The organism is Massilia sp. DJPM01 (assembly GCF_030348125.1).
GTDB lineage: Bacteria > Pseudomonadota > Gammaproteobacteria > Burkholderiales > Burkholderiaceae_D > Telluria_A > Telluria_A frigida.
On the sequence record NZ_JAQOZV010000050.1, the window covers coordinates 37,194 to 60,224 of the forward strand.

The 23,031-nt window shown below is 62.3% G+C and carries 23 protein-coding genes; 11 read left to right on the plus strand and 12 right to left on the minus strand.

Going from position 1 to position 23,031, the window contains the following annotated elements; all coding sequences use genetic code 11:
* Window positions 1–4 precede the first annotated feature (4 nt).
* From PO883_RS25860 to PO883_RS25870, 3 genes are all read left to right on the plus strand, one after another.
* Window positions 5–382: a response regulator gene (locus PO883_RS25860; RefSeq protein WP_289312305.1), complete on the plus strand. Its 378-nt coding sequence runs from the start codon at window positions 5–7 to the stop codon at window positions 380–382.
* Window positions 379–2,889, plus strand: a complete 2,511-nt coding sequence (locus PO883_RS25865) for an EAL domain-containing protein (RefSeq protein WP_289312306.1) — start codon at window positions 379–381, stop codon at window positions 2,887–2,889. The genes PO883_RS25860 and PO883_RS25865 overlap by 4 nt, the downstream gene beginning before the upstream one ends.
* 202 nt (window positions 2,890–3,091) lie before the next feature.
* Window positions 3,092–3,640, plus strand: a complete 549-nt coding sequence (locus PO883_RS25870) for a DUF2867 domain-containing protein (RefSeq protein WP_289312307.1) — start codon at window positions 3,092–3,094, stop codon at window positions 3,638–3,640.
* Here the strand turns inward: PO883_RS25870 and senA are convergent.
* Window positions 3,634–4,830 (minus strand): selenoneine synthase SenA, encoded by a 1,197-nt coding sequence (gene senA / locus PO883_RS25875; RefSeq protein WP_289312308.1) that lies wholly within the window; start codon window positions 4,828–4,830, stop codon window positions 3,634–3,636. The genes PO883_RS25870 and senA overlap by 7 nt on opposite strands.
* Window positions 4,831–4,866: 36 nt before the next feature.
* On the opposite strand from senA, the gene senB reads away from it, so the two are divergent.
* On the plus strand, window positions 4,867–5,829 hold the full coding sequence (senB, locus tag PO883_RS25880) for a selenoneine biosynthesis selenosugar synthase SenB (protein ID WP_289312309.1): 963 nt from the start codon (window positions 4,867–4,869) through the stop codon (window positions 5,827–5,829).
* Window positions 5,830–5,858: 29 nt separating this feature from the next.
* A complete protein-coding gene (gene selD / locus PO883_RS25885) occupies window positions 5,859–6,917 on the plus strand; it encodes a selenide, water dikinase SelD (RefSeq protein WP_289312310.1) in 1,059 nt (352 codons plus the stop codon).
* A gap of 40 nt (window positions 6,918–6,957) precedes the next feature.
* Here the strand turns inward: selD and PO883_RS25890 are convergent, their stop codons facing one another.
* Complete coding sequence (locus PO883_RS25890; protein WP_289312311.1) at window positions 6,958–7,683, minus strand: PEP-CTERM sorting domain-containing protein; 726 nt, start codon at window positions 7,681–7,683, stop codon at window positions 6,958–6,960.
* 294 nt (window positions 7,684–7,977) lie between these two features.
* Here PO883_RS25890 and PO883_RS25895 point away from each other — a divergent pair, with 294 nt between their 5' ends.
* Window positions 7,978–8,340, plus strand: coding sequence for a DUF1428 domain-containing protein (locus PO883_RS25895; RefSeq protein WP_223165024.1), 363 nt, complete (start codon window positions 7,978–7,980; stop codon window positions 8,338–8,340).
* 385 nt (window positions 8,341–8,725) lie between these two features.
* Complete coding sequence (gene leuA, locus PO883_RS25900; protein ID WP_289312312.1) at window positions 8,726–10,417, plus strand: 2-isopropylmalate synthase; 1,692 nt, start codon at window positions 8,726–8,728, stop codon at window positions 10,415–10,417.
* 55 nt (window positions 10,418–10,472) lie between these two features.
* Here leuA and PO883_RS25905 read toward each other — a convergent pair whose 3' ends face one another.
* The 6 genes from PO883_RS25905 to PO883_RS25930 form a co-directional block, all read right to left on the minus strand.
* Window positions 10,473–11,705, minus strand: coding sequence for an ATP-binding protein (locus tag PO883_RS25905; protein WP_289312313.1), 1,233 nt, complete (start codon window positions 11,703–11,705; stop codon window positions 10,473–10,475).
* Window positions 11,705–12,598 carry a lipopolysaccharide assembly protein LapB gene (locus PO883_RS25910; RefSeq protein ID WP_289312314.1) on the minus strand — a complete coding sequence of 298 codons (894 nt, stop codon included), beginning with the start codon at window positions 12,596–12,598 and terminating at the stop codon, window positions 11,705–11,707. The genes PO883_RS25905 and PO883_RS25910 overlap by 1 nt, the downstream gene beginning before the upstream one ends.
* Window positions 12,595–13,059, minus strand: coding sequence for a hypothetical protein (locus PO883_RS25915; RefSeq protein ID WP_289312315.1), 465 nt, complete (start codon window positions 13,057–13,059; stop codon window positions 12,595–12,597). Before PO883_RS25915 ends, PO883_RS25910 begins: the two co-directional genes overlap by 4 nt.
* 100 nt (window positions 13,060–13,159) lie before the next feature.
* The gene (locus tag PO883_RS25920; RefSeq protein WP_289312316.1) at window positions 13,160–13,840 is read right to left on the minus strand and encodes a haloacid dehalogenase type II; all 681 of its coding nucleotides are present in this window, start codon (window positions 13,838–13,840) and stop codon (window positions 13,160–13,162) included.
* Window positions 13,841–13,939: 99 nt separating this feature from the next.
* A complete protein-coding gene (locus tag PO883_RS25925) occupies window positions 13,940–14,386 on the minus strand; it encodes an SUKH-3 domain-containing protein (RefSeq protein WP_289312317.1) in 447 nt (148 codons plus the stop codon).
* Window positions 14,376–14,645: a hypothetical protein gene (locus PO883_RS25930; RefSeq protein ID WP_289312318.1), complete on the minus strand. Its 270-nt coding sequence runs from the start codon at window positions 14,643–14,645 to the stop codon at window positions 14,376–14,378. The genes PO883_RS25925 and PO883_RS25930 overlap by 11 nt, the downstream gene beginning before the upstream one ends.
* Before the next feature lie 145 nt (window positions 14,646–14,790).
* On the opposite strand from PO883_RS25930, the gene PO883_RS25935 reads away from it, so the two are divergent.
* The 4 genes from PO883_RS25935 to PO883_RS25950 all read left to right on the plus strand — a co-directional run bounded on the left by PO883_RS25935 (window position 14,791) and on the right by PO883_RS25950 (window position 18,877).
* Window positions 14,791–15,198 carry a hypothetical protein gene (locus PO883_RS25935; protein WP_289312319.1) on the plus strand — a complete coding sequence of 136 codons (408 nt, stop codon included), beginning with the start codon at window positions 14,791–14,793 and terminating at the stop codon, window positions 15,196–15,198.
* A 107-nt stretch (window positions 15,199–15,305) separates the two neighbouring features.
* Window positions 15,306–16,367: a hypothetical protein gene (locus tag PO883_RS25940; RefSeq protein WP_289312320.1), complete on the plus strand. Its 1,062-nt coding sequence runs from the start codon at window positions 15,306–15,308 to the stop codon at window positions 16,365–16,367.
* Between the two features lie 91 nt (window positions 16,368–16,458).
* Window positions 16,459–17,352: a hypothetical protein gene (locus PO883_RS25945; RefSeq protein ID WP_289312321.1), complete on the plus strand. Its 894-nt coding sequence runs from the start codon at window positions 16,459–16,461 to the stop codon at window positions 17,350–17,352.
* Between the two features lie 268 nt (window positions 17,353–17,620).
* On the plus strand, window positions 17,621–18,877 hold the full coding sequence (locus tag PO883_RS25950; RefSeq protein ID WP_289312322.1) for an IS4 family transposase: 1,257 nt from the start codon (window positions 17,621–17,623) through the stop codon (window positions 18,875–18,877).
* 126 nt (window positions 18,878–19,003) lie between these two features.
* Here PO883_RS25950 and PO883_RS25955 read toward each other — a convergent pair whose 3' ends face one another.
* The 4 genes from PO883_RS25955 to PO883_RS25970 form a co-directional block, all read right to left on the minus strand.
* Window positions 19,004–19,468, minus strand: a complete 465-nt coding sequence (locus PO883_RS25955; RefSeq protein ID WP_289312323.1) for a hypothetical protein — start codon at window positions 19,466–19,468, stop codon at window positions 19,004–19,006.
* A complete protein-coding gene (locus PO883_RS25960) occupies window positions 19,469–19,933 on the minus strand; it encodes a hypothetical protein (protein WP_289312324.1) in 465 nt (154 codons plus the stop codon).
* Window positions 19,934–19,954: 21 nt separating this feature from the next.
* A complete protein-coding gene (locus PO883_RS25965) occupies window positions 19,955–21,802 on the minus strand; it encodes a hypothetical protein (RefSeq protein ID WP_289312325.1) in 1,848 nt (615 codons plus the stop codon).
* A 14-nt stretch (window positions 21,803–21,816) separates the two neighbouring features.
* Window positions 21,817–23,031, minus strand: a 1,215-nt coding sequence (locus PO883_RS25970) for a DUF2169 domain-containing protein (RefSeq protein ID WP_289312326.1), incomplete at its 5' end; no start/stop codon positions are given.

The following is a 23,031-nucleotide window of genomic DNA, read 5'->3' on the forward strand; positions in this document are numbered from 1 at the left end:
GGTCATGGCAAGGATCCTCATCATCGAAGACAACGCGGCCAACATGAAGCTGGCATCGCTGCTGCTGCGCCATGCCGGGCATGCGGTGTTGTGCGCCCCCGACGCCGAAAGCGGCTTGACGATGGCGCGTACCGAAAGACCCGACCTGATCCTGATGGACGTGCAATTGCCCGGCATGGATGGACTGGCGGCGACCGCCCTGCTGAAACAGGATGCCGGCACCGGCGCCATTCCCGTGATCGCCCTGACCGCGATGGCGATGAAGGAAGACCGGGCAAAAAGCGAAAGCGCCGGCTGCGATGCATATATCGCCAAGCCGCTGCGCCATCAGGAATTGTATGCGGCGATCAACGCCTTGCTGCCCCCCGGAGAAGTACCATGACGCTGCGCGCACCCACCATCCTGATCGTCGACGACGAAGCACAGAACCGGCGCCTGCTGGCGGTCCTGTTGCAGCCCGAGGGCTACAGCACCCGCGCCGCGGCCAGCGGCGAGGAAGCGCTGGCCGCCGTCGGCGCGTCGGCACCGGACCTGATCCTGCTCGACATTACCATGCCGGGCATGGATGGCTATCGGGTCGCCAGCATCCTCAAGGCCGATCCGGCCACCGCCAACATTCCCATCATCATGGTCACCGCGCACATGGAGCGCACCGCGCGCCTGGCCGGCCTCGATGCCGGGGCCGAAGACTTCCTGACCAAACCGGTCGACCGCGCCGAACTGTGGCTAAGAGTGCGCAACCTGCTGCGCCTGAAAGCCTATGGCGACCTGCAGGACCACAGTGCCAAGCTGGAACGCCAGGTGCTGGCGCGCACGGTCGACCTGCAGCGCTTTCGCACGGCGATGGATGCCACCGCCGATGCCATCATGCTGATCAGCCGCAACAGCATGCGGTTTACCGAGGTCAATGAGACCGCTTGCACTTTGCTCGGCTACACGCGCGCGGACATGCTGAGCATGGGCCCTACCGAGCTGGTCCAGGCGAGCCGCGCCACGCTGGAATACCAGTATGACGCGCTCATCGTCGACGGCGCCAGCCGCGACCAGCGGGAAACAAGGATGACGTGCAAGGATGGCGCGACCGTGCAGGTGGAAGTGCACAGCCAGGCGATGCGCTCCGGTACCGACTGGACCATTGTGGTGGTGGTGCGCGACATTACCGAGCGCAAGCAAGCGGAAACGCGCCTGACCCACCTGGCCCATCACGATCCCCTGACGGGCCTGCCCAACCGGACGCTGTTTTACGACACCTTGCAGCGCACCCTGGCGCTGGCGCGCGAAAGCGCCTCGCTGGTCGCGGTCATGTTCCTCGACCTCGACAATTTCAAGAATATCAACGACACCCTGGGGCACGCGATCGGCGACGAGCTGCTGCTGCAGTTCAGCAACCGCCTGGTGCAATGCGTGCGCGTGCGCGACACGATCGGCCGCCTCGGCGGCGACGAATTCGCACTGATCCTGATCATGCAGGATGGCCAGCAGGGCGCGGTACTGATCGCCGAAAAGATCCGCGCCGTCTTGCGCGCACCGTTTATCCTGCGCGGGCACGAAGTCACTATCACCGCCAGCATCGGCATCACGGCCCATCCGGACGACGCCTCCGATCCGGACACCTTGATCAAGTACGCCGATACGGCGATGTACCAGGCCAAGCACGCCGGGCGCGACACTTACCGCTTCTTCACCGCCCAGATGAACGCCAACGTGCTGGCCCGCCTGGCCCTCGAGACGGCATTGCGCAAGGCGATTGAAAACGAAGAATTCGTGCTGCATTACCAGCCCAAGGCGCATCTCAACAGCGGGCGCATCGCGGGTCTGGAAGCGCTGCTGCGCTGGCACCGCCCCGGCCATGGCATGGTCGCGCCGAATGAATTCATTTCAGTGCTGGAAGAGACGGGGATGATCGTGCAAGTGGGCAGCTGGGTGGTGGCAGAGGCGTGCCGGCAGATCGGCTTGTGGCTGCGCTCGCCGGTGGGCCCGATCCAGGTGTCGGTCAACGTCTCGGGGAGGCAATTTGCGGAAGGCGACCTGGACGGAGACATCATCAAGGGGCTGGCCCGGCACGGCATCCCGGCCGACCTGCTCGACCTGGAGCTGACCGAAACCTCGCTGATGGCCAATACCGAGCGCACCACCGATATCTTGCACAGGCTCAAACAGCACGGGGTGCAGATTTCCATCGACGATTTCGGCACCGGCTATTCGAGCCTGGCTTACCTGCGCCGCTTTCCGATCGATAAACTGAAGATCGACATCGCCTTCATCCGCGACGTCACCACCAATCCCGATGACGCCGCCATCGTGCTGGCCATCATCAGCATGGCCCACAGCCTCAAGCTCGACGTGATCGCCGAAGGCGTCGAGACCGCCGCCCAGCTCAATTATCTGCGGCGCCACCATTGCGACCAGATCCAGGGCTTTCACTTCAGCCGTCCCCTGCCCGCCGATCGGGTCGCCGAGATGCTGCTGCAAGACCAAGGCCTGCCGCCGCCGGAGAGCTGCGAGCAAGCCCAAAAGAGCTTGCTGATCATTGACGACGACCCCTTCATGCTCGACGTCCTGGTCAATCTGTTCGGCCGCGACGGCTACCACATCCTGTGCGCGCGCTCGGCGGCCGAAGGCTTCGACGTCCTGGCCTTGAACGAGGTGCAGGTGATCTTGTGCGACCAGTGCATGCCGGCCATGAGTGGAACGGAGTTCCTGGACAATGTCAAGGAACTCTATCCGAAGACGTTTCGCATCGTCCTGTCCGGACAAACCGATCTGGCATCGATCATGAAGGCAGTCAACTGCGGCGCGATTTTTCGTTTTTATACCAAGCCGTGGGACAACAACCTGCTGCGCGATAATGTGCGCGATGCCTTCCGCCAGTTCATGGCGATCGAATGACAGCGCACAGCCCAGTCGACGCACGCCGTTGGTGGCCGTGGTATCGCTGTTGCGGACCTCGCAGCAGCGTGGACGAACCAGGCGCGGCGTGCAGGGAGCGCGGCGCGGTATAGCACCCGAATCACATAAACGCGGTACACTTGCCTGGACAAAACGTCAACCTGGATGTTGAGTTAACGCGTTCAACCACGGGAGTACCCGAATGCCGAATGAATTCACCCTCGCAACTGCCGTTGCGCTCCCCGCGCACTGCAGCGTCAACCAGACCTTTGCATCGGTGAACCTGGCTGATGCCTTTGCGATCCGGCTGCCGCCGGGCGCATCGGCCGACCCGGATGTGCTGGCCCGTTTCATCTTTGCGCACCAGCCTGCGTGGATCGGACACCTCCTGCGCGTGCGCGACATGATCGTCGTCGGCCTGGGCCTGAAAACGGCCACGCAACTGGCGAAAATCGCCAGTGAAACGGAGCCTTCCCGGGTTGGCATCTTCAAAGTCTACAGCACCAACGAGACCGAGATCGTGGTAGGGGAAGACGACAAGCACCTCGATTTCCGGATCTCGATCGTGTGCGCGGGCGGATCAGCGCCGGACAACCGGCGCGAGCTGACCATGACAACGGTGGTTCACTGCCACAACCTGCTGGGACGAACCTACCTGCGCATCATTGCGCCCTTTCACCGCGCCGTGGTCAAAGCCAGTTTGCGCAGCGCGGCGCGCGTCGGATGGCCCGAGGCTGGCGCGCATCAATAGGCGCAGGTACGCAATCCGCAGAACATATCATCGCGCTCGGGCATGAAGAAATTGCGGAAGCGCGCCGAGCCAAAGCGCGACGGCGTGGCGAACGACGCCCCGCGCAGCACTTGGTGGGTCATGAACCAGGGCTGCGAATACTCGCGGTAGCGCTCCGGCGCGAACCCCGGATACGGCTCGAACGGCGTGGCCGTCCACTCCCATAGCTGGCCCCAGCGGAACCCCGCCTGCCCCGACAGCGCCGCGTACTCCCATTCCGCTTCGCTGGGCAAGCGCCGCTGCGCCCACGCGCAATACGCCTGGGCCTCGAACAGGCACACATGGCGCACCGGCTCGGACGGCGACAGCGTCGCCAGGCGCCCGAAGCGCACCGTGCGCCACTGGTCGGCGTCGCGCTGCCAGTAGCGCGGCGACGAGCGCTCCTGGCGCATCAGCCACGCGCTGCCGGCCGCGCTCCAGTACTGGCGGTTCTGGTAACCGCCATCGGCCACGAAGTCGGCAAACTGCGCATTCGTCACCAATCCCGCATCGATGCGAAACGGTGCCACGTAGACCGGGTGCGCCTGTTTCTCGTTGTCGAACACGAAGCCACCCTCCCGCCCTCCCCCCAGCACGATGGTCCCGCCGGGATAGGCGATGTCCGCTCCCTGCGCATGCACCGCCGCGTCGCGCGTGAGCTGCGCGGGCGCCGCCACGCCCAGGGTCTGCATCGAATACAGATAAGCTTCGCCGTGCATGTCCTCGTGCGCCAGCGCCAGCCGGTACGGGTACAGGGCCTCGTCCGTGCCCGCCTCGCGCGACAGCTTGTCGAGGGTACGGTCCAGCACTTCATGGCAGTAGGTCTTGAGCGCGCCGGGGCTGGGCAGGTCCAGCGTCCAGCGCGAGCGGTGCGGCACCAGGCTGGAATCGAACCAGTCGTCGCCGCGCGTGAGCAGCGAGCCGCGCCGGGCAGCAGCCGGATGGCTGGACGCCGCCTCGCGCAGGATGAACCATTCGGCGAACCACGCCGTGTGCCCCAGTTCCCACAGCGGCGGGTTGATCGTGGCAATATGGGGCACGCGCGACAGGCTGTCGAAGCCCACGCCGGCAAAGCCGTCGAACAGGCTGAGCGTATAATGGCGCGCACTTTGCAGCGCCTCGGCCAATTGCTGCGGCTTGGCGTGCCGGAAGGATGCGGTGATTGAACTCATAGCAGCCAATTGTAACGACTTTTTCAAGGAGTCGCGGTGCAGCGACCACGCGTGCTGATCGTCAGCCCCGCATCGCAGCGGGAGAACAACGGCAACTGGCAAACCGCCAGCCGCTGGGCGCATTTCCTGCGCGCGCGCTGGCGCGTGACGATCGCCCCCGACTGGGATACCAGCGCACCCGCGCCCGACCTGATGATCGCCCTGCATGCGCGCCGCTCGGCGGCCCCCCTGGCCGCTTTTGCCGCCGCTTTCCCCGAGCGCCCGCGCGTACTGGTATTGACCGGCACCGACCTGTATCGCGACATCGCCACCGATACCGCAGCCCAGGCTTCGCTGGCCCACGCCCACAGGCTGGTGCTGCTGCAGGCCGACGGGCTGGCCCTGCTGGCGCCCGCTGTGCGCGCCAGGGCCTGCGTGATCCACCAGTCGGCGCCCGCGCTCACGCCCTTTCGCCATGCGGCGGCGCGGCGCTTCATCGACATCGTCATGATCGGCCATCTGCGCGAAGAAAAAGATCCGCGCACCTTCATGCGCGCGGCGGCGCTGGTGACGGCCCCCAAGGCGCGCCTGCTGCATATCGGCGGCGCGCTCGACCCCATTCTGGGCGAACTCGCCGTGGCCACCCAGGCCGCCACCCCGCGCTATCGCTGGCTGGGCGCCATGCCGCATGCCGCCACGCGCCAGCGCCTGCGGCGCAGCCACGCCATGGTGATCGCCTCGCACATGGAAGGCGGCGCCAACGTCATTATCGAAGCGCTCACCTGCGGCGTGCCGGTGCTGGCCAGCGATATCAGCGGCAACCGCGGCATGCTGGGCGACGGCTACGCGGGCTATTTCGCGCCCGCCGACGCGCCGGCGCTGGCGCGCCTGATCGAGCGCTGCATCGGCGACGCTTCCTTCCATGCGCTGCTGCGGCGCCAGTGCGACGCGCGCGCCCCCTTGTTCGCGCCAGAGCACGAGCGTGCCAGCGTGCTCGACTTGGTGGATAATCTGCTCTGACCTGCCTTTTACCGAAACGGACACCGACCATGAGCAATGCCCCAGAAACGCCCATCAAACTCACCTCGTTCTCGCATGGCGGTGGCTGCGGCTGCAAAATCGCGCCCGGCGTGCTGTCCGAGATCCTCAAGAACTCGACCGGCTTCCCGGTCCCCAAGGAACTGATGGTCGGTATCGAAACCGCCGACGACGCCGCCGTCTACAAGCTCAATGACGAACAGGCGCTGATCGCCACCACCGATTTCTTCATGCCGATCGTCGACGACCCCTTCGATTTCGGCCGCATCGCCGCCACCAATGCGATTTCGGACGTGTATGCGATGGGCGGCACGCCGATCATGGCGCTGGCGCTGGTGGGCATGCCGATCAATAAACTGCCGCTGGAAACCATCGGCCAGATCATCCGCGGCGGTGAAACCATGTGCGCCGAAGCGGGCATTCCGATCGCCGGCGGCCACACGATCGATTCGGTCGAGCCGATCTACGGGCTGGTGGTGCTGGGCCTCGTGCATCCGTCCAAGGTCAAGCGCAATGCCGACGCGCGTGCCGGCGATGTGCTCATTCTCGGCAAGCCGCTGGGCGTGGGCGTCCTCTCGGCGGCGCTGAAAAAAGACGTGCTCGGCCCCGAAGGCTACGCCGCCATGATCGCCAATACCACCAAACTGAATAAGCCGGGCAAGGCGCTGTCGGAGATGCAAGGGGTGCATGCGCTGACCGACGTCACCGGCTTCGGCCTGCTGGGCCACCTGCTGGAACTGGCGCGCGGCTCGCAATTGACGGCGCAGCTGAGCATGTCGCAGATTCCGCTGCTGCCGGGGGTGGAACAGCTGGCGCACGACGGTTATTTTACCGGCGCGTCGGGCCGCAACTGGGATGCCTACGGCAAGGATGTCACGCTCTCGCCTAGCATCAGCAAGGCGCAGCACATGCTGCTGACCGATCCGCAAACCTCGGGCGGGCTGCTGGTATCGTGCGATCCGGGCAGCGTGGACGAGATCCTGGCGCTATTCGCGCGCGAAGGTTTCGAGAGCGCCGCCGTCATCGGCGAGATGAAGCCGGGCGCGCCGCGCGTCCAGGTCGCTCAATAAGGCCGGCCCGGGCGCGGCCCGGGCCAGCCTTGCTAAGACATCAGACAGCCGAGGCACGGCGCTTGCGCGCCGCGAAGCCCAGCATGGCCAGGCCGGCGCCCAGCATGGCCCAGCTACTCGGCTCCGGCACGGCGGTGACCGAGAACGACAGGTTGTCGGCGTAGCCATCGTTATAGCTGCCTTCGACGCGGCGCATGTCGAGCACGATGTCGACCAGTGCGGTGCCGACCGGAATGAGGCCATGGCTGGCGCGATACGCGAAGCCGGTCAGGCCGCCACGCTCGCTCGCGCTGACCGGCGCCAGGCTGGTGCTGAACAGGCTTTGGCCGGTGCTGTCGCGGAAGACGGCGGTCAGGGTCGCGTTATCGTTCTGGGTGGCATAGCCGCCCAGCCAGCCGGACAGGTCGAATTGCGACTGTCCGGCATTGATGGCGCCACTCAGCGCGCTCAGGTCGATCACCTGGACCGCGCGCGAGGCCGCCGTATTGACGCCACCGGCAAAGAAATTCTTGCCGCGGTTTTGCGGACCGGCGTCGCTTGGCGTCGGGAAACCGCCGCCGGCACCGTACTGGACCGAAGTCAAGCGATCCGTGACATTCCAGCCCGGCACCGCCACCGTGCTGCCATCGGTCGAACCCGCGCCCGCTTCAGCGTCGCCATTGACGATCAGATTCTGGCCCAATGCGGCCGTGCCGGCGCTTGCCGGGGCGGCGCAAGCGAGCGCGCCCGCCATCGTTAAAACCGTTGCAACAGTTACAAAACGCATAAACATTCCTTGAGTGATTAAAAGCGCCGCCTTGGCCACCCCCCGTCCCTGCGGCAGATCGGCGGGGCGTGGGTAAATAGCGTGCAATTTTACAAGATTTCCACGCGCATTTATTCAAACAACAAGATATTTACTGCACTGCTGGCATCAGAAAGGCAATCCGATTCAGCGCGAAGCCTGCATTCATGGGTGAAATGCAACACAGGTAATATAATTTGGGTATGGTGCGGGCCTGCGAATACGGGACGGGTATGATCAATTGTGCGGTTCCACCTTGTGCATCTCCAGGAGAACATGATGGCGTATGTCGACGGTTTCGTCCTTCCCCTCCCCACCAGCAACATCGAAAGTTATCGCGCCATGGCAACGACCTGCGGCGCCATCTGGCGCGAACACGGCGCGCTGCAATACCGCGAATGCATCGCCGATGACGTCAAGCCCGGCAAGCTCACCTCTTTTCCCCAAAGCGTCAACCTGCAGCCCGGCGAGACGGTGGTGTTTTCCTGGATCGTGTACGCATCGCGCGCCCACCGCGACGAAGTCAACGACAAGGTCATGAAAGACCCGCGCATGGCCGACTTCATGAAAGGGACCGACATGCCCTTCGACGGCAAGCGCATGATTTACGGCGGCTTCGACATGTTCCTCGATTTGTAGCGTCGTCACGGCATTGCGGAGGCGGCTTGCAAGCGTTGCACATCAGCGCTTGACAAGCCGGCGCGGCCTGACGTACAGTGAACTCATGTCTTCCTCCCTGCATCTGTCGTCTTTCCCCCTGCTCGCTGGCGCGCTATCGCTAGCGACGGTACTAGCTGCACGCGCGTAATCCACCCGCAGTGCGCCGCCCGGCTCCTCGCCGGCGTTTGTAAGCCAGTAAAACCCCAGGAAAGTCCGACCCGATGTTCGCACCCGTCTCCATCATCTTGTTCCTACTGCTAAAGCTACTGATCGGTTGCCTGGCCTAGCGTTTCCGTGGCCGCCCGGCAGCCTGTCGCCACACCGCCGCCCGGCCCCCGATCCGCTGTAGTCCCAGGAGAACACCATGATGTTGCAAAACCCGTCGTCGAAATACCGCGCCTTCCCTCCAGTCAATTTGTCCGCTCGCCAGTGGCCGGACCGCGCCATCACCCATCCGCCAATCTGGATGAGCACCGACCTGCGCGACGGCAACCAGGCCTTGATCGAGCCGATGAGCCACGACAAAAAGCTGCGTTTTTTCGAGATGCTGGTCCAGATTGGCCTCAAGGAAATCGAAGTCGGCTTTCCATCCGCCTCGCAGACCGACTTCGATTTCGTGCGCAAGCTGATCGACGAAGACCGTATCCCCGAGGACGTCACCATCATCGTGCTGACCCAGTCGCGCGAGGAACTGATACGCCGTACGGTCGACTCTTGCGTGGGTGCGCGGCGCGCCATCGTACACCTGTACAACTCGGTCGCTCCCGTGTTCCGCAAGGTGGTGTTCGGCATGACGCGCGAGCAGATCACCGAGATTGCCGTCAGCGGCACCAAGCTGGTCAAGCAGCTGGTCAAGCAGCATCCGCAGACGGAATGGGCATTCGAGTACACGCCGGAATCGTTCTCGACCACGGAACTCGATTTCTCCAAGCATATCTGCGACGCCGTCAGCGAGGTCTGGCAGCCGACCCCGCATAACAAGATGATCGTCAACCTGCCATCCACCGTTGAATGCAGCACGCCGAATGTGTATGCCGACCAGATCGAATGGATGTCGCGCAAGCTGGCACGGCGCGACTCGCTGATCATCAGCGTGCACCCGCACAATGACCGCGGCACGGCGGTGGCCTCGGCCGAGCTGGCCATCATGGCGGGCGCCGACCGGGTTGAAGGCTGCCTGTTCGGCAACGGCGAGCGCACCGGCAATGTCGACCTGGTGACCCTGGCGATGAATTTGTACACCCAGGGCGTGCATCCGGGGCTGGATTTCTCCGACATCGATGCCGTGCGCCAAGTGGTGGAGGAATGCAACCAGTTGCCGGTGCATCCGCGTCATCCGTATGCGGGCGACCTGGTGTTTACGGCGTTTTCCGGTTCGCACCAGGATGCGATCAAAAAAGGATTTGCGCAGCAAAAGCCGAATAGCTTGTGGGAAGTGCCGTATTTGCCGATCGACCCGGCCGACCTGGGACGCAACTACGATGCGGTGATCCGCGTCAACAGCCAGTCCGGCAAGGGCGGGATGGCGTATTTGCTGGAACAGGAATTCGGCCTGAGCTTGCCGCGCCGCTTGCAGATCGAGTTCAGCCGCGCGGTACAGGCGGTGGCCGATGCCAGCGGCCGCGAGATTGCGGCGAAAGAGATTCATGCGATTTTCTGCAGCGAATATTTCGACCAGACCAGCCCGTACGCCTACAGCGCGCACAAGATGGTGGAGGATAGCAGCAGCGATGAGCCGGTGCAGATCGACATCACCCTGGCGCACCGCCAGGCCAGCCTGAGCTTGCAGGGTGGCGGGAATGGGCCGATCGATGCGTTCGTGAACGCGCTGGGACTGGATATCAAGCTGATGGATTACCACGAGCATGCGATTGGCTCGGGCGCGAATGCCAAGGCGGCGTGTTATGTGGAGTTGCGGCTGGAAAATGGCCCGACCATGTTTGGGGCGGGGATTGACAGCAATATCGTGACGGCCTCGTTCAAGGCGGTGCTGAGCGCGGTGAACCGGCAACTGGTGAGGACGGAGCGGGAAGTGGCGGTGGCAGTGGCTGGCTGAATGACGCCATCGCGCACGTCGTCCCCGCGAAGGGACGACGTGCTCACTGAGGGAATCAAATAAACTTGGTCTTCTTCAAATACTTCTCCACATCGCGATAACTGTCGTCGCTGCCGGCATAGCGCACCAGATTGCGCGCCGTTTTCAGCCACTCCACCGTCGATGGCTGCATTGTGTCGAGCGCATACGCAATATCGCCCGGCCCGATCGGCCGCTCCGGGTTCCCGGCCAGAATGTCATGAATCGCGCTTTCCTTGGCCAGGTCGATCACCCCATCGATATCGGCGCCGGAAAAATGCGGTGTCGCCGCCACCAGCGCATCCACATCCACACCCTCCACCGGCACATCGCGCAGCTTGATGTTGATGATGTGCTTGCGCGCTTCCGCATCCGGCGGCGGCACGAACAACTGGCGCGCGAAGCGCCCGGTGCGCTTCATGGCCTGGTCCACATCCCACGGCATATTGGTGGCCGCCAGGAACAGCACGTCGCGGTTGTCGCGCTCGAAGCCATCGAGCTGGGACAGGAATTCATTGACGATTGTGCGGCTGTGCTCGCTCTGCGCCTTGGAACGCGAAAACGCCAGCGCATCGAGCTCGTCGAAAAACAGCACGCAGGGCTTTTGCGCCCTCGCCTTCTCGAACAATTGCGCCAGGTTGCGCTCGCTTTCGCCCATCCACATATTCAGCACTTCGCTGATGCCGACCGACACGAACGAGGCATTGCACTCGTTCGCAATCGCGCGCGCGATCATGGTCTTGCCGCAGCCCGGCGGGCCGTACAGCAAAATCCCGCCGCCACCCTGCTTCTTGAATTTGGCAAACAGCGAAGGCCGCAGGAAAGGCTCGATGATATGCAGGCGCAGCATCTTTTTCAGCTCTTCCATGCCGCCCACATCGGAAAAACGCACCAGGTCGGGCGCCTGCGGCTTGAGCGGCACCACATTGGCGCTCTGCCCCACCAGCGACAGCGCCGGGCCGGACGCCGGCCGCGCACTCTGCTGCAACTGCTCCAGCGCGGGCACCGGCGCAAAGCCATCCTGCTGGCGCGCGCGGCCGTACGCGGCCAGCGCATCGCTGTTGCGCTCCAGCGCCAGCAAGGCCTGCGCCTTGCCGCAGAGCGCCGCCGCGCCGGGCGACTGCCGCTCCGCCAGCTCGAATTGCACCAGCGCGGCAGCGGCATCGTTTTCTTCCAGCAGCAGCCGGGCGTAGCCGAGCCGGGTGGCGCTGTTGAAGGGATCGCTTACCAGCGAGGCTTCGTATTGTTCACGCGACATTGTCATGGTCATCAAATTCCTGCGCGGCGTTTCAGCCAGCGCTTGAGCAAAGAGGGAAAAATCCAGGAGTACACACAATAAGCAATCAGTCCGATACTGAGCGGCCCGACGGCATGCGGGGCGATCCGGCCAAGCCCATTGATCACGACCAGGGTCAGTACCCACAGCCCGATCGACGCACCCCAGCCCCAGCGGTTCAGCGGCCACAGCGGCAACATGCTCCAGTGGCTCAGGGCATCGAGGTCGACCACCAGTTCGAGGATCTCGGGCGAGTCCGGATGCTGCTTGAGCAGTTCGATGGCGATGCGCTTGGCGGCGCGGTACTTGCCGCGATGAACCAGGTGCGTGATCAGCATGCGCGCCGTGCTCAGGCTTTCCGGATGGCGGCTCATCATCACCGACAGGCGTTCCTGCTCGGCGCCGCGGCGTCCCTCGATCAGGTCGCCCATCATGCAGGCGATCAGGGCCAGTTCATCGTCCGGATCGAGGCGCAGCGCTTCGTGCGCCAGCGCTTGCGCCTTGTCCAGGTGCATGGTGCGGTACATCAGCATGGCGTAGCGCGCGTACTGATGGCCGGACTCGGGATAATCCTTGAGCAGGTCGAGCAGCATCGCTTCGGCCGCCGGCAATTCCTCGCTGTCCTGGTACAAGGTGGCCAGCAGCGAGCGCGCCGCGTAATGGTCCGGTGCGCGGCTGAGCACGCTGTGCAGGGTGGCGCGCGCGGCATCGCGCCGGTCGGTCAGGTAATCGAGCAGTGCCGAGCCGTACAGCAGATCGCTGTCGTCCGGATACTGCGCAAGGGCCTCGGCCAGCACATCGCCAGCCTGGGCATAGCGCTTGCGCTCGATCAGGCCGAGCAGGCGCGCGCTGAACTCGCGCGGCGATAATACAATATGGTCATTCATACCGACAAGGCCTTAGCGTAATACAGCACCACCCACGTCATGCCGTAGGCCAGCGCACCGCAGGCAATGGCCGGGATCCACGGGGCGGGCGGCTTGGCGCCGAACAGGACGGCGGAGCGGTACTGCTTGCGATGCATCAGGTACACCACGCCGAACAGCGCCATCGCCAGCGCGCGCGACAGGATACGTTCGCCGCCGGCACCGATGGCATCGGCCACCGTCATCAAGGGCGCGTATCCGGTCTGGACGGCGACAAAGAACGCTGTGCTCAGCGCCAGCGCCGGCAGATACAGCAGGGCATCCATCGGACGCCTGAGCTTCCATGAATTGAGCGCCGAATACAGGATGATTGCAAACGGGCCGGCAAAAAACGCCAGCAAGAAGCTCGATTGCGTCGAATACAGGATCGCCGCGGGCGTCCGGGAGGGCGAGAGCGACGGGATGAGCAGGCTTTCGCGCATAGCGTGTTGTCTGGAGTAAGTAAAAAGTGGTGGCGCGAAACAGAAACCGCATCATACGCAAGTTTCCCGCCGCCTTCCAGTTGCACGCACAAGGCGCGCATCAGCGCCGTGCCAGCATCCAGTCGGCCATCGCGCCCAGGTCCGGCACGACCACGGCGGGCGTGGCGCCGAGTTCGTCGAATGGCGCGCCATCGCGGTTGACCCAGCATACCGGAAAGCCGAACAAACTGGCCGCACTCGCGTCCCAGCCATTGGCGGAGACGTACAGGATGTGTTCGCGCGGGTGGCCGGCGCGCTGCTCGGCCAGCAGGTAAATCTTGCGGTGCGGCTTGAAGACCTCGACGTCGTCGACGCTGACAATCTGGTCGAAGGCCCATTTCATGCCCGAGTTCGACACCACCTGGTTGATGGTGTGGCGCGAGCCGTTCGAGGCGATCAGCAGGGGCACGCCAGCGTCGCGCGGGCGGCGCAGGGTGGCGGGCGTGTCGGGATACGGGTCCAGCTGCAGGTAATGGTCGCACAGCTGGCGCGCGGTGCCGGGCAGCAGTGGCAGGCCCAGCTTGGCGCAGGTGAAGCGCAAGGCGTCTTCGGTGACGGTCTCGAAATCGGCGTAGCGCTCCATCAGGCTGCGCAGCCAGGTGTAGTCCATCTGGGTCTGGCGCCATAGATGGGTGATGGCGGTGCCGTGGCCGGGATAGGCTTCCTCGCAGGCGTGCGCCACCGAGTGCACATCGTACAAGGTACCGTACAGGTCAAAGATAATGGCATGGATTTTTTGCATGGGCGCTCCTCGTCTGTAGCGCCAATGTAGCATTTTCGGAGAAAAATCCACGCGTACGCGGCAAACGCGGTGGTTCGAATCGAACAGCCGCGCTACCGGCTACAACACTTCGGGCATGTCGCGCCGCTCGAACAGATTGCTCATCGCCTCCGCCACATCGTTTCCGATCAGGCAGAGAAAATCGTCGTAGCCGCCAAACAAGCGGCCCGACTGGGACAGGAGCAGGGTCATGTGCCGGTTATAAGCCATTCCGACCGGAAGCAATTTTTCGTGCACGCGCGCCTCATACGCTGTCACCTGTTCGCGGCATGTGCAGCTGATCGCGTGCGCGGGGTGAAAATCGATGCGGTCAAACGCGCCCGCGACCCGGTAAGCAGGCATGTCGCCACTGAGTCCGCCAAAACGCTGGAAAAACGGCTTTATCTTCGGAAAAGGTTCATAGCCATCCGCGAGCAGGCATGCAAGAAAAGGCGCCGGGTCGACTGCGCGATGCTCAGTCCATCCCATTTTTCTCAGCAAATCAAAGGTCGGTTTTTCAAATCTCATATTCATGTTCGACAACCCGTTTTGCTCCCGTCCGTCCAACAGTGAGCAATGCATAGACGGACGGTGACGGCGTATCGGAAGGAACGAACAGAATACGCGAGATCGCGTAGCGCTCACCCAGCGCATGGTTCACGGTTTGCAAGCCCGCCATGACCTGACCGAGGACGTCATTCCGGTCGACGCGGGCATGCTCGCCCACCCTGATTGGCAAGGCCACGACGTCCACTGCATCGGTCCCGTCGCCGAGCGAGATCCCCAACAGATCATGCTGTGGCCCGGTTACCCGGGCGACTTGATAAGCATCGCCGCTACGGATACATTACATTCCCCATCCTTCCAGCGCAGTGCCGTTCTTGTACTCGGTCCCGGCTCGTTCAGCGCGTCACGTCAGCACGCCCGCAACGTTGACGATACCCCCTGATCTGTCCCACATGGCCGCCGGGCCGGCCATTGCGGTGCTACCGCTGACCTGCCTGAGCGCGCACCCCGACAGCGCAGCGTTTACGCGCGGCCTGCACGAACAACTGCAGCACCAACTGGTCAGTATGTTTGGCCACGTTGTGCTGTGCCCGGCCGATGGCGCGCCCGGCATCCCGCGCCACGCCAGCCATGCCATCGAAGGCAGCTTGCGGCTGGAGGGCCGGCAGACGCGGGTCGTGGCCCGGCTGCTCGAGAGCGCGGCTGCAAGCATTGTCTGGTCGCGTCAATTCGACTTCTGCGAACCCCGGTCGAGCGCCCTGCAGGAGCTGCTGGCGGCCGAGATCTGCTCGGGCGCGCGTCAGCATGTCGACGGCGCCGGCCAGTTACCGTAACAAGGCCACTGTAACGGTAAAGATACTTATCGCGCAGACGAGAGACGGCCACACTGGATACATCCGCTCACGACCGAGCGCCCAACGCCCACCACCAGGAGAGCAGCATGATCAACCCGTCCAATCTCGAAATGCATGATGTGCTGGCGGCCTTCCATGCCGTTCCCGACGCCGCCACGCGCAACTACTACGCCTGCCCGGTCGATCCCACCTCACCCGGCGGCATGGTGCTCTCGCATTTCAAGGGCATTGCCGCCTACGCCGACAAGCTCATTTTCACCCACACCGACCTGGAAGCCGGGGCGACCAGCGGCAGATACCTGATCGCCGACCGGCTCCGTGCCGGCGCCGAGGGCACGATCGCCGCCACCTACGACACCGATGAGAAAGACTGGTGCCATCCCTGCTCGTCACAGGCCTGCGGCAGCTTCATGGCCATGGGCATCCAGCCGACCGAAACCAGCGGCGACCAGTCCATGATCCAGATATGCGACCTGCAAGCGACCCTGCGCAACGAGCCGATGCGGGTTCTGGGCAGCATCGCGCGCACCGAAGGCATCAACGGTGTGGGCATGACCAAGGAAGCGGGGCCCGGCGGGCGCTACATCGTCGCTGGCGTCAATGGCAACAGCCTGACCCTGTACCGCTCCCGCAGCGATACCCTGCTGCAAGGACAGATTCTGTTCGACCCGGTCTATCACACATGCACGTTTGCCGAGTCGGGTGCCGGCCTGGCGCTGGTTACCCAGACGGATGGCCGCATGTTCATGTTCACCCTGAACGCCGATGACGACGGCAGCAACAACCTCATGTGCCTGTACAGCATCGACCTGGCGGCCGGCTTGCCCTTGTCCAGAGTGGGTCATCGCATCATGCCGGTGCCGGGCGTGAGCCAGTCGCTGACCGACTTGCTGAGCTACATGCTCAACGCGCAGACGCCGCTGGGCAATGCGATTGTCCTGATCCTGTGGGCGCTTGCGGAAACCTATATGAATAGCAGTTTTCGATGGGGCAAGGGGCTGGCCATTACCTCGCCCGACACGGTGACCGTGTATGCGAGCGACCGCAACGTGCTGCCCCTGTCGCACCTGACTCCCACGCGCCAGGATTTTTCGCTGGTGGTGTGGGGTCCGGCAGGAGGCGAGCCGATCCCGCTTTCCCAGTCATGAAGTCGACCACGAATTTGCCCTTCGCAAGGGCCACGCGCCAGCTGGCGCACTTACGTACCACCACTGTGTCACAACCAACCGGAGAATCGCCATGAACAAGCCTGAGAAAATCCCCCAACGCAGCGCCAACAATGTCATCCTGTTTGCCAATCCGGTCCCCATCTCCGGCCAATTTACCTCGATTCCCGCGCTGTCGGCAGCGCCGCAAGGCGGCTTTTGCATGGCTTACAGCGACTCCAACGGCGACGGGCAGATCTGGACCACGCTGTCGGCAGACGGGGTCAACTGGTCACAGGCCACGGAAATCGGCCAGCAGACGAATGTGCCGGCGCTGGCCCTGCTGGGCGAGACCCTGTGCATGATGTATGCCGGCTACGGCGACGACTTTCCGCAGCTGTATCAGACGCAGTCCCTGGACGGCACCAACTGGACCCAGGCAAATCAGATCGGACAACAAACCTCGATCCCGGCGATCGCAGCACTCGGGGAAACGCTGTGCATGGTGTACTCCGATTCGAACAGCTCCCAGCTCTGGGCCAGCACCTCGCCCGATGGGATCAACTGGACACAAGCGGTGCAAATCCCCTACCAGTATACGTCGGTACCGGCGCTCGCTGCCATGGGCGACACACTGTACATGGTGTACTCCAGTTCCGACGGCTCACAGTTGTACTGGGCCACGTCGACTGACGGGGTGAACTGGAGCGGCGCACAAACCATCGATGGACAATTCACGTCCATTCCAGCGCTGGCCTGCTTCCAGGACTGTCTGTACATGGTGTATTCCGACGCCAATAATTCGCAATTGTGGGTCAGCACCTTCCCCGACGGCACCGGTTGGACTGCCGCCCAGCAGATTCTTGGCCAGGGGACCTCGGTCCCCGCGCTGGCCGCCACCGATACCGAGTTGTGCCTGGTCTATACCGACTCGTCCAGTTCGCAACTGTACGCCACGTACCTGGTCACCAACCAGCCCGGCGCGTAGTGGCAAGCGCTGGCCCTGCCGGCGCAGATAACAAGGGCCCGGCGCTTGCGCGCACGGGCCCCTGTTCTCGGCCGGCGTCGGGATCAGGCAGCTGCTTCGCCGCCAGTACGTCCACCAGATCGGCCATCAGCCTGGACCGCCCACCCGGTATCAGCACAATCCTCCCAAGTTAAGGAATCTCCTCGAAATATGGTGAAAATGCGATAAATAGCTTGACATTTCAATTGTGAACTGCGCCGCCAGTGAGATTTTTTTCTCACTGGCTACCATGTCCCTTACTGCCCTTTTTATCGACCTCGCTTTGCGATTGCAGTCACCCGAATTCCTCGAGTCAGCCAGGCATCCGGAACATCCGACGGCGTTCACACGGCGCCGCAAGTTGCCGTTGCCGTCGCTCATGGCGCTCATGCTAAGCGGCATGCGCATGAGCATTCAGGCCGAACTCGACACGTTCTTCGGCCGTCTGGCGGGGAAGGCCGAATTACTGCGCATGGTGTCCGAGCAGGCGTTCGCGCAAGCGCGCGCCAAGCTGTCCCTGACCGCCATCGCGTCGCTCAACGACTGGCTCGTCGAGCGCGCCGAGCAGCACGGGTTCGTGCCGCGCTGGTGTGGCTTGCGCCTGATCGCCGCCGACGCCTCGACCGTGCGTTTCGGCCTGCGCGCCAGTCGCCTCGCGCGCGCCGCGCTACCGGACCAGATTCTCTTCGGCCTGTTCCTGCCCGGCGCCGAGTTGATGCTGGCGGCCTCGCTGCACGGCATCGAGGAATGCGGCGAACGCCAGATGCTGGTCCAGCATCTGGACCGTCTCTCAAGCAAGGACTTGCTGCTGCTGGACCGGGGCTATCCGTCGCGCTGGCTCGTCGCCCTGCTCAACGAGCGCGCCATCTCGTTCTGCATGCGGGTGGAGAAAGCCGGCAACGGCGGCTTCGCCTGCGTGCGCGCGTTTCTGCGCTCCGGCCTCGATGAGCAGGTCGTCACGCTCACAGCGCCGTCGCGGCGCGATGCCGCCGACTACGATTTTACCCGCGCGCCGCAGCAGGTTCGTCTGGTGCGCCACATCGCGCCGAACGGCAAAGTGCGCGTGCTGATGACCAATTTGTTCGATACCGCGCGCTTCCCGGCCAGCGCCTTTGGCGACCTGTACCACAAGCGCTGGCGCATCGAGGAAGCCTTCAAACGGCTCAAAAGCCGGCTCAACCTGGAGCATGTGTCCGGGTTGAGCCAGCAGGCAGTGGTGCAGGATGTCGCAGCCAAAATCATGTGCGACAACCTGCAGACCTTGGCTGCGCTGACCGCCCATGACCAGGCTGACCTGCGTGCCGTCGACCGCATCAACCACGCCTACGCCCATACCGCACTGAAACCCGTGATGCCGGCACTATTGCTGGGAAAGCAGATCGCCATGCACTTGCACAAACTGCTCAAATTGCTTGGGAAGCACACATACCTTCATCGAGAAAATCTATCGAAACCGCGCAAATCCAGACCGAAGCCGCACAAATTCATGACGCAAAAACCATGTTGAGCGGGTGCGGACTCCTTAACTTGGGAGGATTGCGCTCTCCGTCCGGCATGCCAGAATCATGAATTTGCCCAGTCATCGTGCTGTTCACGCCAAACTACTACCTTGTGACTCTAACACTCTTTATTCTTACACTCTGGCGACAATAACAGATTCCTCGGCATCGCGATAAAGTTGCGCTCGAACATAAATTCCAGCAACCAATTCTACCTCATCCGCATCTATCTGCCCCGCCGAATGCAGTGTTTCGGATTTAAGCTTCCCGATTGTAAGAGCGTCCTCCCGCAAGGACACGAAATGTTCCTCAAGCAGCTTTCCAGACATCAAACCTCCGACCCCGCCCCTAAATGTCACCAAGAAATCGCCACTGCTGTGCCGCCTGACCTTAAAGTCGGGATAGTGTGTCACAACCGACAATAGTCGCTCTCGACATTCCGCATCGCAGTATTCCTCTGAACTCTCCCAGACAACACAACTTCCATATTTAAACAATGCGAAATGTTTTCCGCCCAAGTAGGCGCGCAGATGGTCAATTATCCATTCAGTTGTCGCCTCAATGTGTGGCCGCCAAGCTAATGTAGGGTAAGTTTTCATTCAGTCCTCCAAACAAGTTTCCGTCCAAATTGCGGGTCGAGCCAGCGGCTTCGCACACCGGGGGCAGCTACGCCTGGGAAGATTGTAGGCGCGCTGAAGTGCCTCTAATTCTTCGGGAGCCCCCATATACAGCGTTGACTCTACCGGATTGGCTATTCTTCCCTCCCAATCGCATTGATCGCATTTTATGTACTCGATCTGCACGCGCTGAAGCCGGTCGGCCAAGCGCAACATAGGCAACACTAGCCAGCGTTTTAACATCCGCCCCGAGTACAAACCGAGACGAAACTCATCCGAATGTATCCGCACAAAAAAGACCAATTCAGTTACTGAATTCCGCGTATTTTCGGAAAATACCGATACGCCATCATAGGTAGCGTTTTCCAAGATGATTTCCCACACATCAAACGTTGGAAGCAGCACTGGCTGTCCATCGACCAGCACCTCTTCAGACATGTTGTTCACGTGACTCCTCTCATTCCTATCTCATTTCAACTTGATTGGCTTTAGCAGATCGGTCCCGTGTGTCAAAAGATATTCACTTTCGCCAGCGCCTTTCAAAGTTTGTTCAAGTAAATTCGAACGCGGCACGTACCCGCTATAAACCGTCCCTTCACGAGCAAAATACGCTGCCTGCGCTGGATCAGTAGTCACAGAAATAAATGTTTTATCCAACCCAAACGCTGGCTTTAGTTCCGTGCCAAAAGCACCGTGAGCCTGGACATATTGATCCTCGGTTCCCCAGATGTCTATCCATTTCTCGTGGCTTGATTTTGACGAATCATAAGCACCTTTCAGGCTACCATTGCCCATGTATTCATTTACTCCAGCATCGCTCAGCAAATGGCCGGTCTCATCGTACGCCATGTTCTCGGCGGTTCTATTAGTCCCCCGATACACCAACAGATCCTCCGGATCACGAGGTTGCGAGGTCTCGGTTTCGGAGCGCTGAGCGCGCTCTTGTTGTGCCCCGGCAGGTTCTATTTTAGCTGGCTGTCCCTTAACGTGTATTCCATCAACTAACACTGGCGATGCAACATTTTCAGTTTTTCCGACATTAACTGCATCAACTACCCCACTGACCTCGGCCGCCTTCAGCGCTTCCGCCGCTTTAAGTGCATCCTTCGCCTCCGCAGCCCTCAGTGCATCCGCGGCTTTTTTAGCCTTTCCCGCCTTTGTCCAGGCGGCGAATGGCAAGCTCGCGAGCTCTAGCCCACCGCGCACTACCGCTTCCGTAGTTTCCCCTTTCTCCCACGGATCAGTCACCGGCTTCACCACCGCAGCCCCAAAGTCGAGTACGCTCTGCCCAATCGTCCCGGGCGTGATATTACCAATTCGCAAATTCTCAAGAAAAATGGCATTATCCAACATGTCGGATTCGAAACCCGACGGTGTCAAATGGCTTTGCAGCGTTTTCGGAACCGCCTTGACGCCCTCATATGCCAATTCGCTTACGCCAAGGAACATGTCCTTCACAAAACCTGCGCCTCCCCGCACCGCCTGCGCACCGTGATCCAATAGCGAACCGGGTTCGGCCTTGATCTGCCCGATCGCATCGTTCGCCATCGCATTGAGATCTTTAAAGCGGATGAACTCATCCGACGTATCGAAGTTGAGCAGCCCATCGTCAACCTTCGCTTTCCGCGCCTTCAGTTCCTCCAGTCGCTTGCTCGTGCGCTTGCCAGGGGGCGGCTCAATGGCCACTGGCGCGAGCGTCACCGGCTTAGCCACCGTCATCATCCTGGCAAGAGGCCCCACCGCGCCACTTTCATTGGTGTTAATCCTGCAAAGGCTATTGTGTCGTGCCACCGGCAAGCCGTTGCTCGTCACGTTCCGATGTCCCTCGAGAATGGCAAGGTAACCCGTGTCGAGCGACCGCCCTGACGCGATGTTCTGGCCGGCATTCGCCTTCACGCCCTTGATGAGGTCCCCTTTGCGCAGCACGCGGGTCCCGCACGCCTTGACATCGGGCGAGCCCGCGCTCACTTCAGGCAAGATAGAGTAGCTGTTAAAAGCGACAACACATTTCCCGATGCGGCACAAATCCGGTTCGATTGCGACGGCGCGCCAATTGTCGACATGGGCAATGTGGCGGGTCTGCCCTGCTTTCTTCGGCGCATCCTGCTTTACTTCCGCCTTCGGCTTGACCACCTTTTCCTGCTTGTCGAGGACATCCGTCAGGTCCTGAACGTTCTGTTGCACCTCCTTGAGCCGCTTCTTTGCATCCTGTAAAGCACGTGCATCAGCGATCCCGTCTTCCACCGCCTTGACCGGGAAGGCAACGTTACCCTTCGGGTCTTTTCCAGACGGAACAGACAGCTTCAATGCATCCATACCATTTCCAGCACTCATCCGCCCTCCTTGGCTGCTACCGCATTACCAATCAGCACTCCGTTACTGACGATCTGCGCCGTGGTGGCCGCGATCACAATATCGAGCACCGGATCGTCAACATCGAAATGGGTACGCCACACCAGCGACGCCTGCCGCGTGGCAAGGTCAAACCGCAGCGTATCGAACAAGGGCAGGCTGATCTCCTCCACACCACTGGCCCGCGTAACGGCAACAATGATCTTCCAACCAGGCAGAGTCATTTCGCAGCGGGCTGGCAACAGGCCAAGCATAGTGACGGTCTCATCGCCTTTCAGATGGGGCGTGGCGATCAGGCCGGGCGAGGCACACTGGAAATAGCGTGAATCGAATTCCTTCGGCAACAAAGGGTAGCGCGTGCTGCGCCACATATCGTCGTACTTGCCTTGCAGCTCCACCCGCGGCGTCCACCAGCGCGCGGTGGCGCTGAAACCTTGCGGTGCGACGTACGCAGAGGGATTACCGACGGCCTCACCCGCATCCTCGATCTGGGGCGCAGCCAATTCCTTCTGCGCCGCGATCCATTTCCTGACGTGCGCGCGTGCCCGCCGGGGCAGATGCGCGTATGCGCCCGCCTCCGGCAGCCAGCCGCAGCCGGCCGGGTTGCCGGGATGTCCTACCCAATCTGCTTTCCCGTCCTCAGTCAACTCGGCCGGAATATCGATGCAGCCCCCGTACGCGAGGCGATAGTCGAGCGCCACAGCTGTCACAGCCTGCGCCGGCCCCAGACGCCATCCGATCATTTGCTTGCGAAACTGGCGCGGGCCGTGCAGACGCAACAGTTTCTTGAGCGTCCCCACGCGGATGCCCGCGATCCAGTCCTTCGCCGGTATCCCATCCGGCGCGCTCGCGCTGCCGGTGACCAGCACGTCAGTCCCCGGCTTGTAAGGCAGCACGTCGCCATCGTCTGTGACCACGGCGCGCATCACCGCGCTGCCGCCGGCGCCAGCATAGACGTCGCCCAGCACGATTTCCTGCTGCGTCTGCGCCAGTGTCATTACCGCGCCGCAGGACGCAAAATCGAAGGTCGCCCGTACCACCAGCACATCGAGCCGCTCCCCCTCCGGCCCGGTTTGCTCGAACCAGAAATGGGGCACGCCGGTGTGATTGGTGATCGTGGCGCAGGGCGCATTCAGGCTGGCCTGTTCACGTGCTCGCGCTTGCATCATGCGCGTTCCTTCCACGGCAAGCGG

Excerpts from the sequence above, each read along its gene's own strand:
- PO883_RS25955 (WP_289312323.1), bottom strand. The coding sequence starts at position 19,468 with ATGAAAACTTACCCTACATTAGCTTGGCGGCCACACATTGAGGCGACA.
- PO883_RS25865 (WP_289312306.1), top strand. The coding sequence starts at position 379 with ATGACGCTGCGCGCACCCACCATCCTGATCGTCGACGACGAAGCACAG.
- PO883_RS25890 (WP_289312311.1), bottom strand. The coding sequence starts at position 7,683 with ATGCGTTTTGTAACTGTTGCAACGGTTTTAACGATGGCGGGCGCGCTC.
- PO883_RS25945 (WP_289312321.1), top strand. The coding sequence starts at position 16,459 with ATGAACAAGCCTGAGAAAATCCCCCAACGCAGCGCCAACAATGTCATC.
- PO883_RS25905 (WP_289312313.1), bottom strand. The coding sequence starts at position 11,705 with ATGACCATGACAATGTCGCGTGAACAATACGAAGCCTCGCTGGTAAGC.
- PO883_RS25950 (WP_289312322.1), top strand. The coding sequence starts at position 17,621 with ATGTCCCTTACTGCCCTTTTTATCGACCTCGCTTTGCGATTGCAGTCA.
- PO883_RS25925 (WP_289312317.1), bottom strand. The coding sequence starts at position 14,386 with ATGAGATTTGAAAAACCGACCTTTGATTTGCTGAGAAAAATGGGATGG.
- PO883_RS25965 (WP_289312325.1), bottom strand. The coding sequence starts at position 21,802 with ATGGATGCATTGAAGCTGTCTGTTCCGTCTGGAAAAGACCCGAAGGGT.
- PO883_RS25895 (WP_223165024.1), top strand. The coding sequence starts at position 7,978 with ATGATGGCGTATGTCGACGGTTTCGTCCTTCCCCTCCCCACCAGCAAC.
- senA (WP_289312308.1), bottom strand. The coding sequence starts at position 4,830 with ATGAGTTCAATCACCGCATCCTTCCGGCACGCCAAGCCGCAGCAATTG.
- leuA (WP_289312312.1), top strand. The coding sequence starts at position 8,726 with ATGATGTTGCAAAACCCGTCGTCGAAATACCGCGCCTTCCCTCCAGTC.
- PO883_RS25860 (WP_289312305.1), top strand. The coding sequence starts at position 5 with ATGGCAAGGATCCTCATCATCGAAGACAACGCGGCCAACATGAAGCTG.
- PO883_RS25870 (WP_289312307.1), top strand. The coding sequence starts at position 3,092 with ATGCCGAATGAATTCACCCTCGCAACTGCCGTTGCGCTCCCCGCGCAC.
- PO883_RS25910 (WP_289312314.1), bottom strand. The coding sequence starts at position 12,598 with ATGAATGACCATATTGTATTATCGCCGCGCGAGTTCAGCGCGCGCCTG.
- PO883_RS25920 (WP_289312316.1), bottom strand. The coding sequence starts at position 13,840 with ATGCAAAAAATCCATGCCATTATCTTTGACCTGTACGGTACCTTGTAC.
- PO883_RS25940 (WP_289312320.1), top strand. The coding sequence starts at position 15,306 with ATGATCAACCCGTCCAATCTCGAAATGCATGATGTGCTGGCGGCCTTC.
- selD (WP_289312310.1), top strand. The coding sequence starts at position 5,859 with ATGAGCAATGCCCCAGAAACGCCCATCAAACTCACCTCGTTCTCGCAT.
- PO883_RS25915 (WP_289312315.1), bottom strand. The coding sequence starts at position 13,059 with ATGCGCGAAAGCCTGCTCATCCCGTCGCTCTCGCCCTCCCGGACGCCC.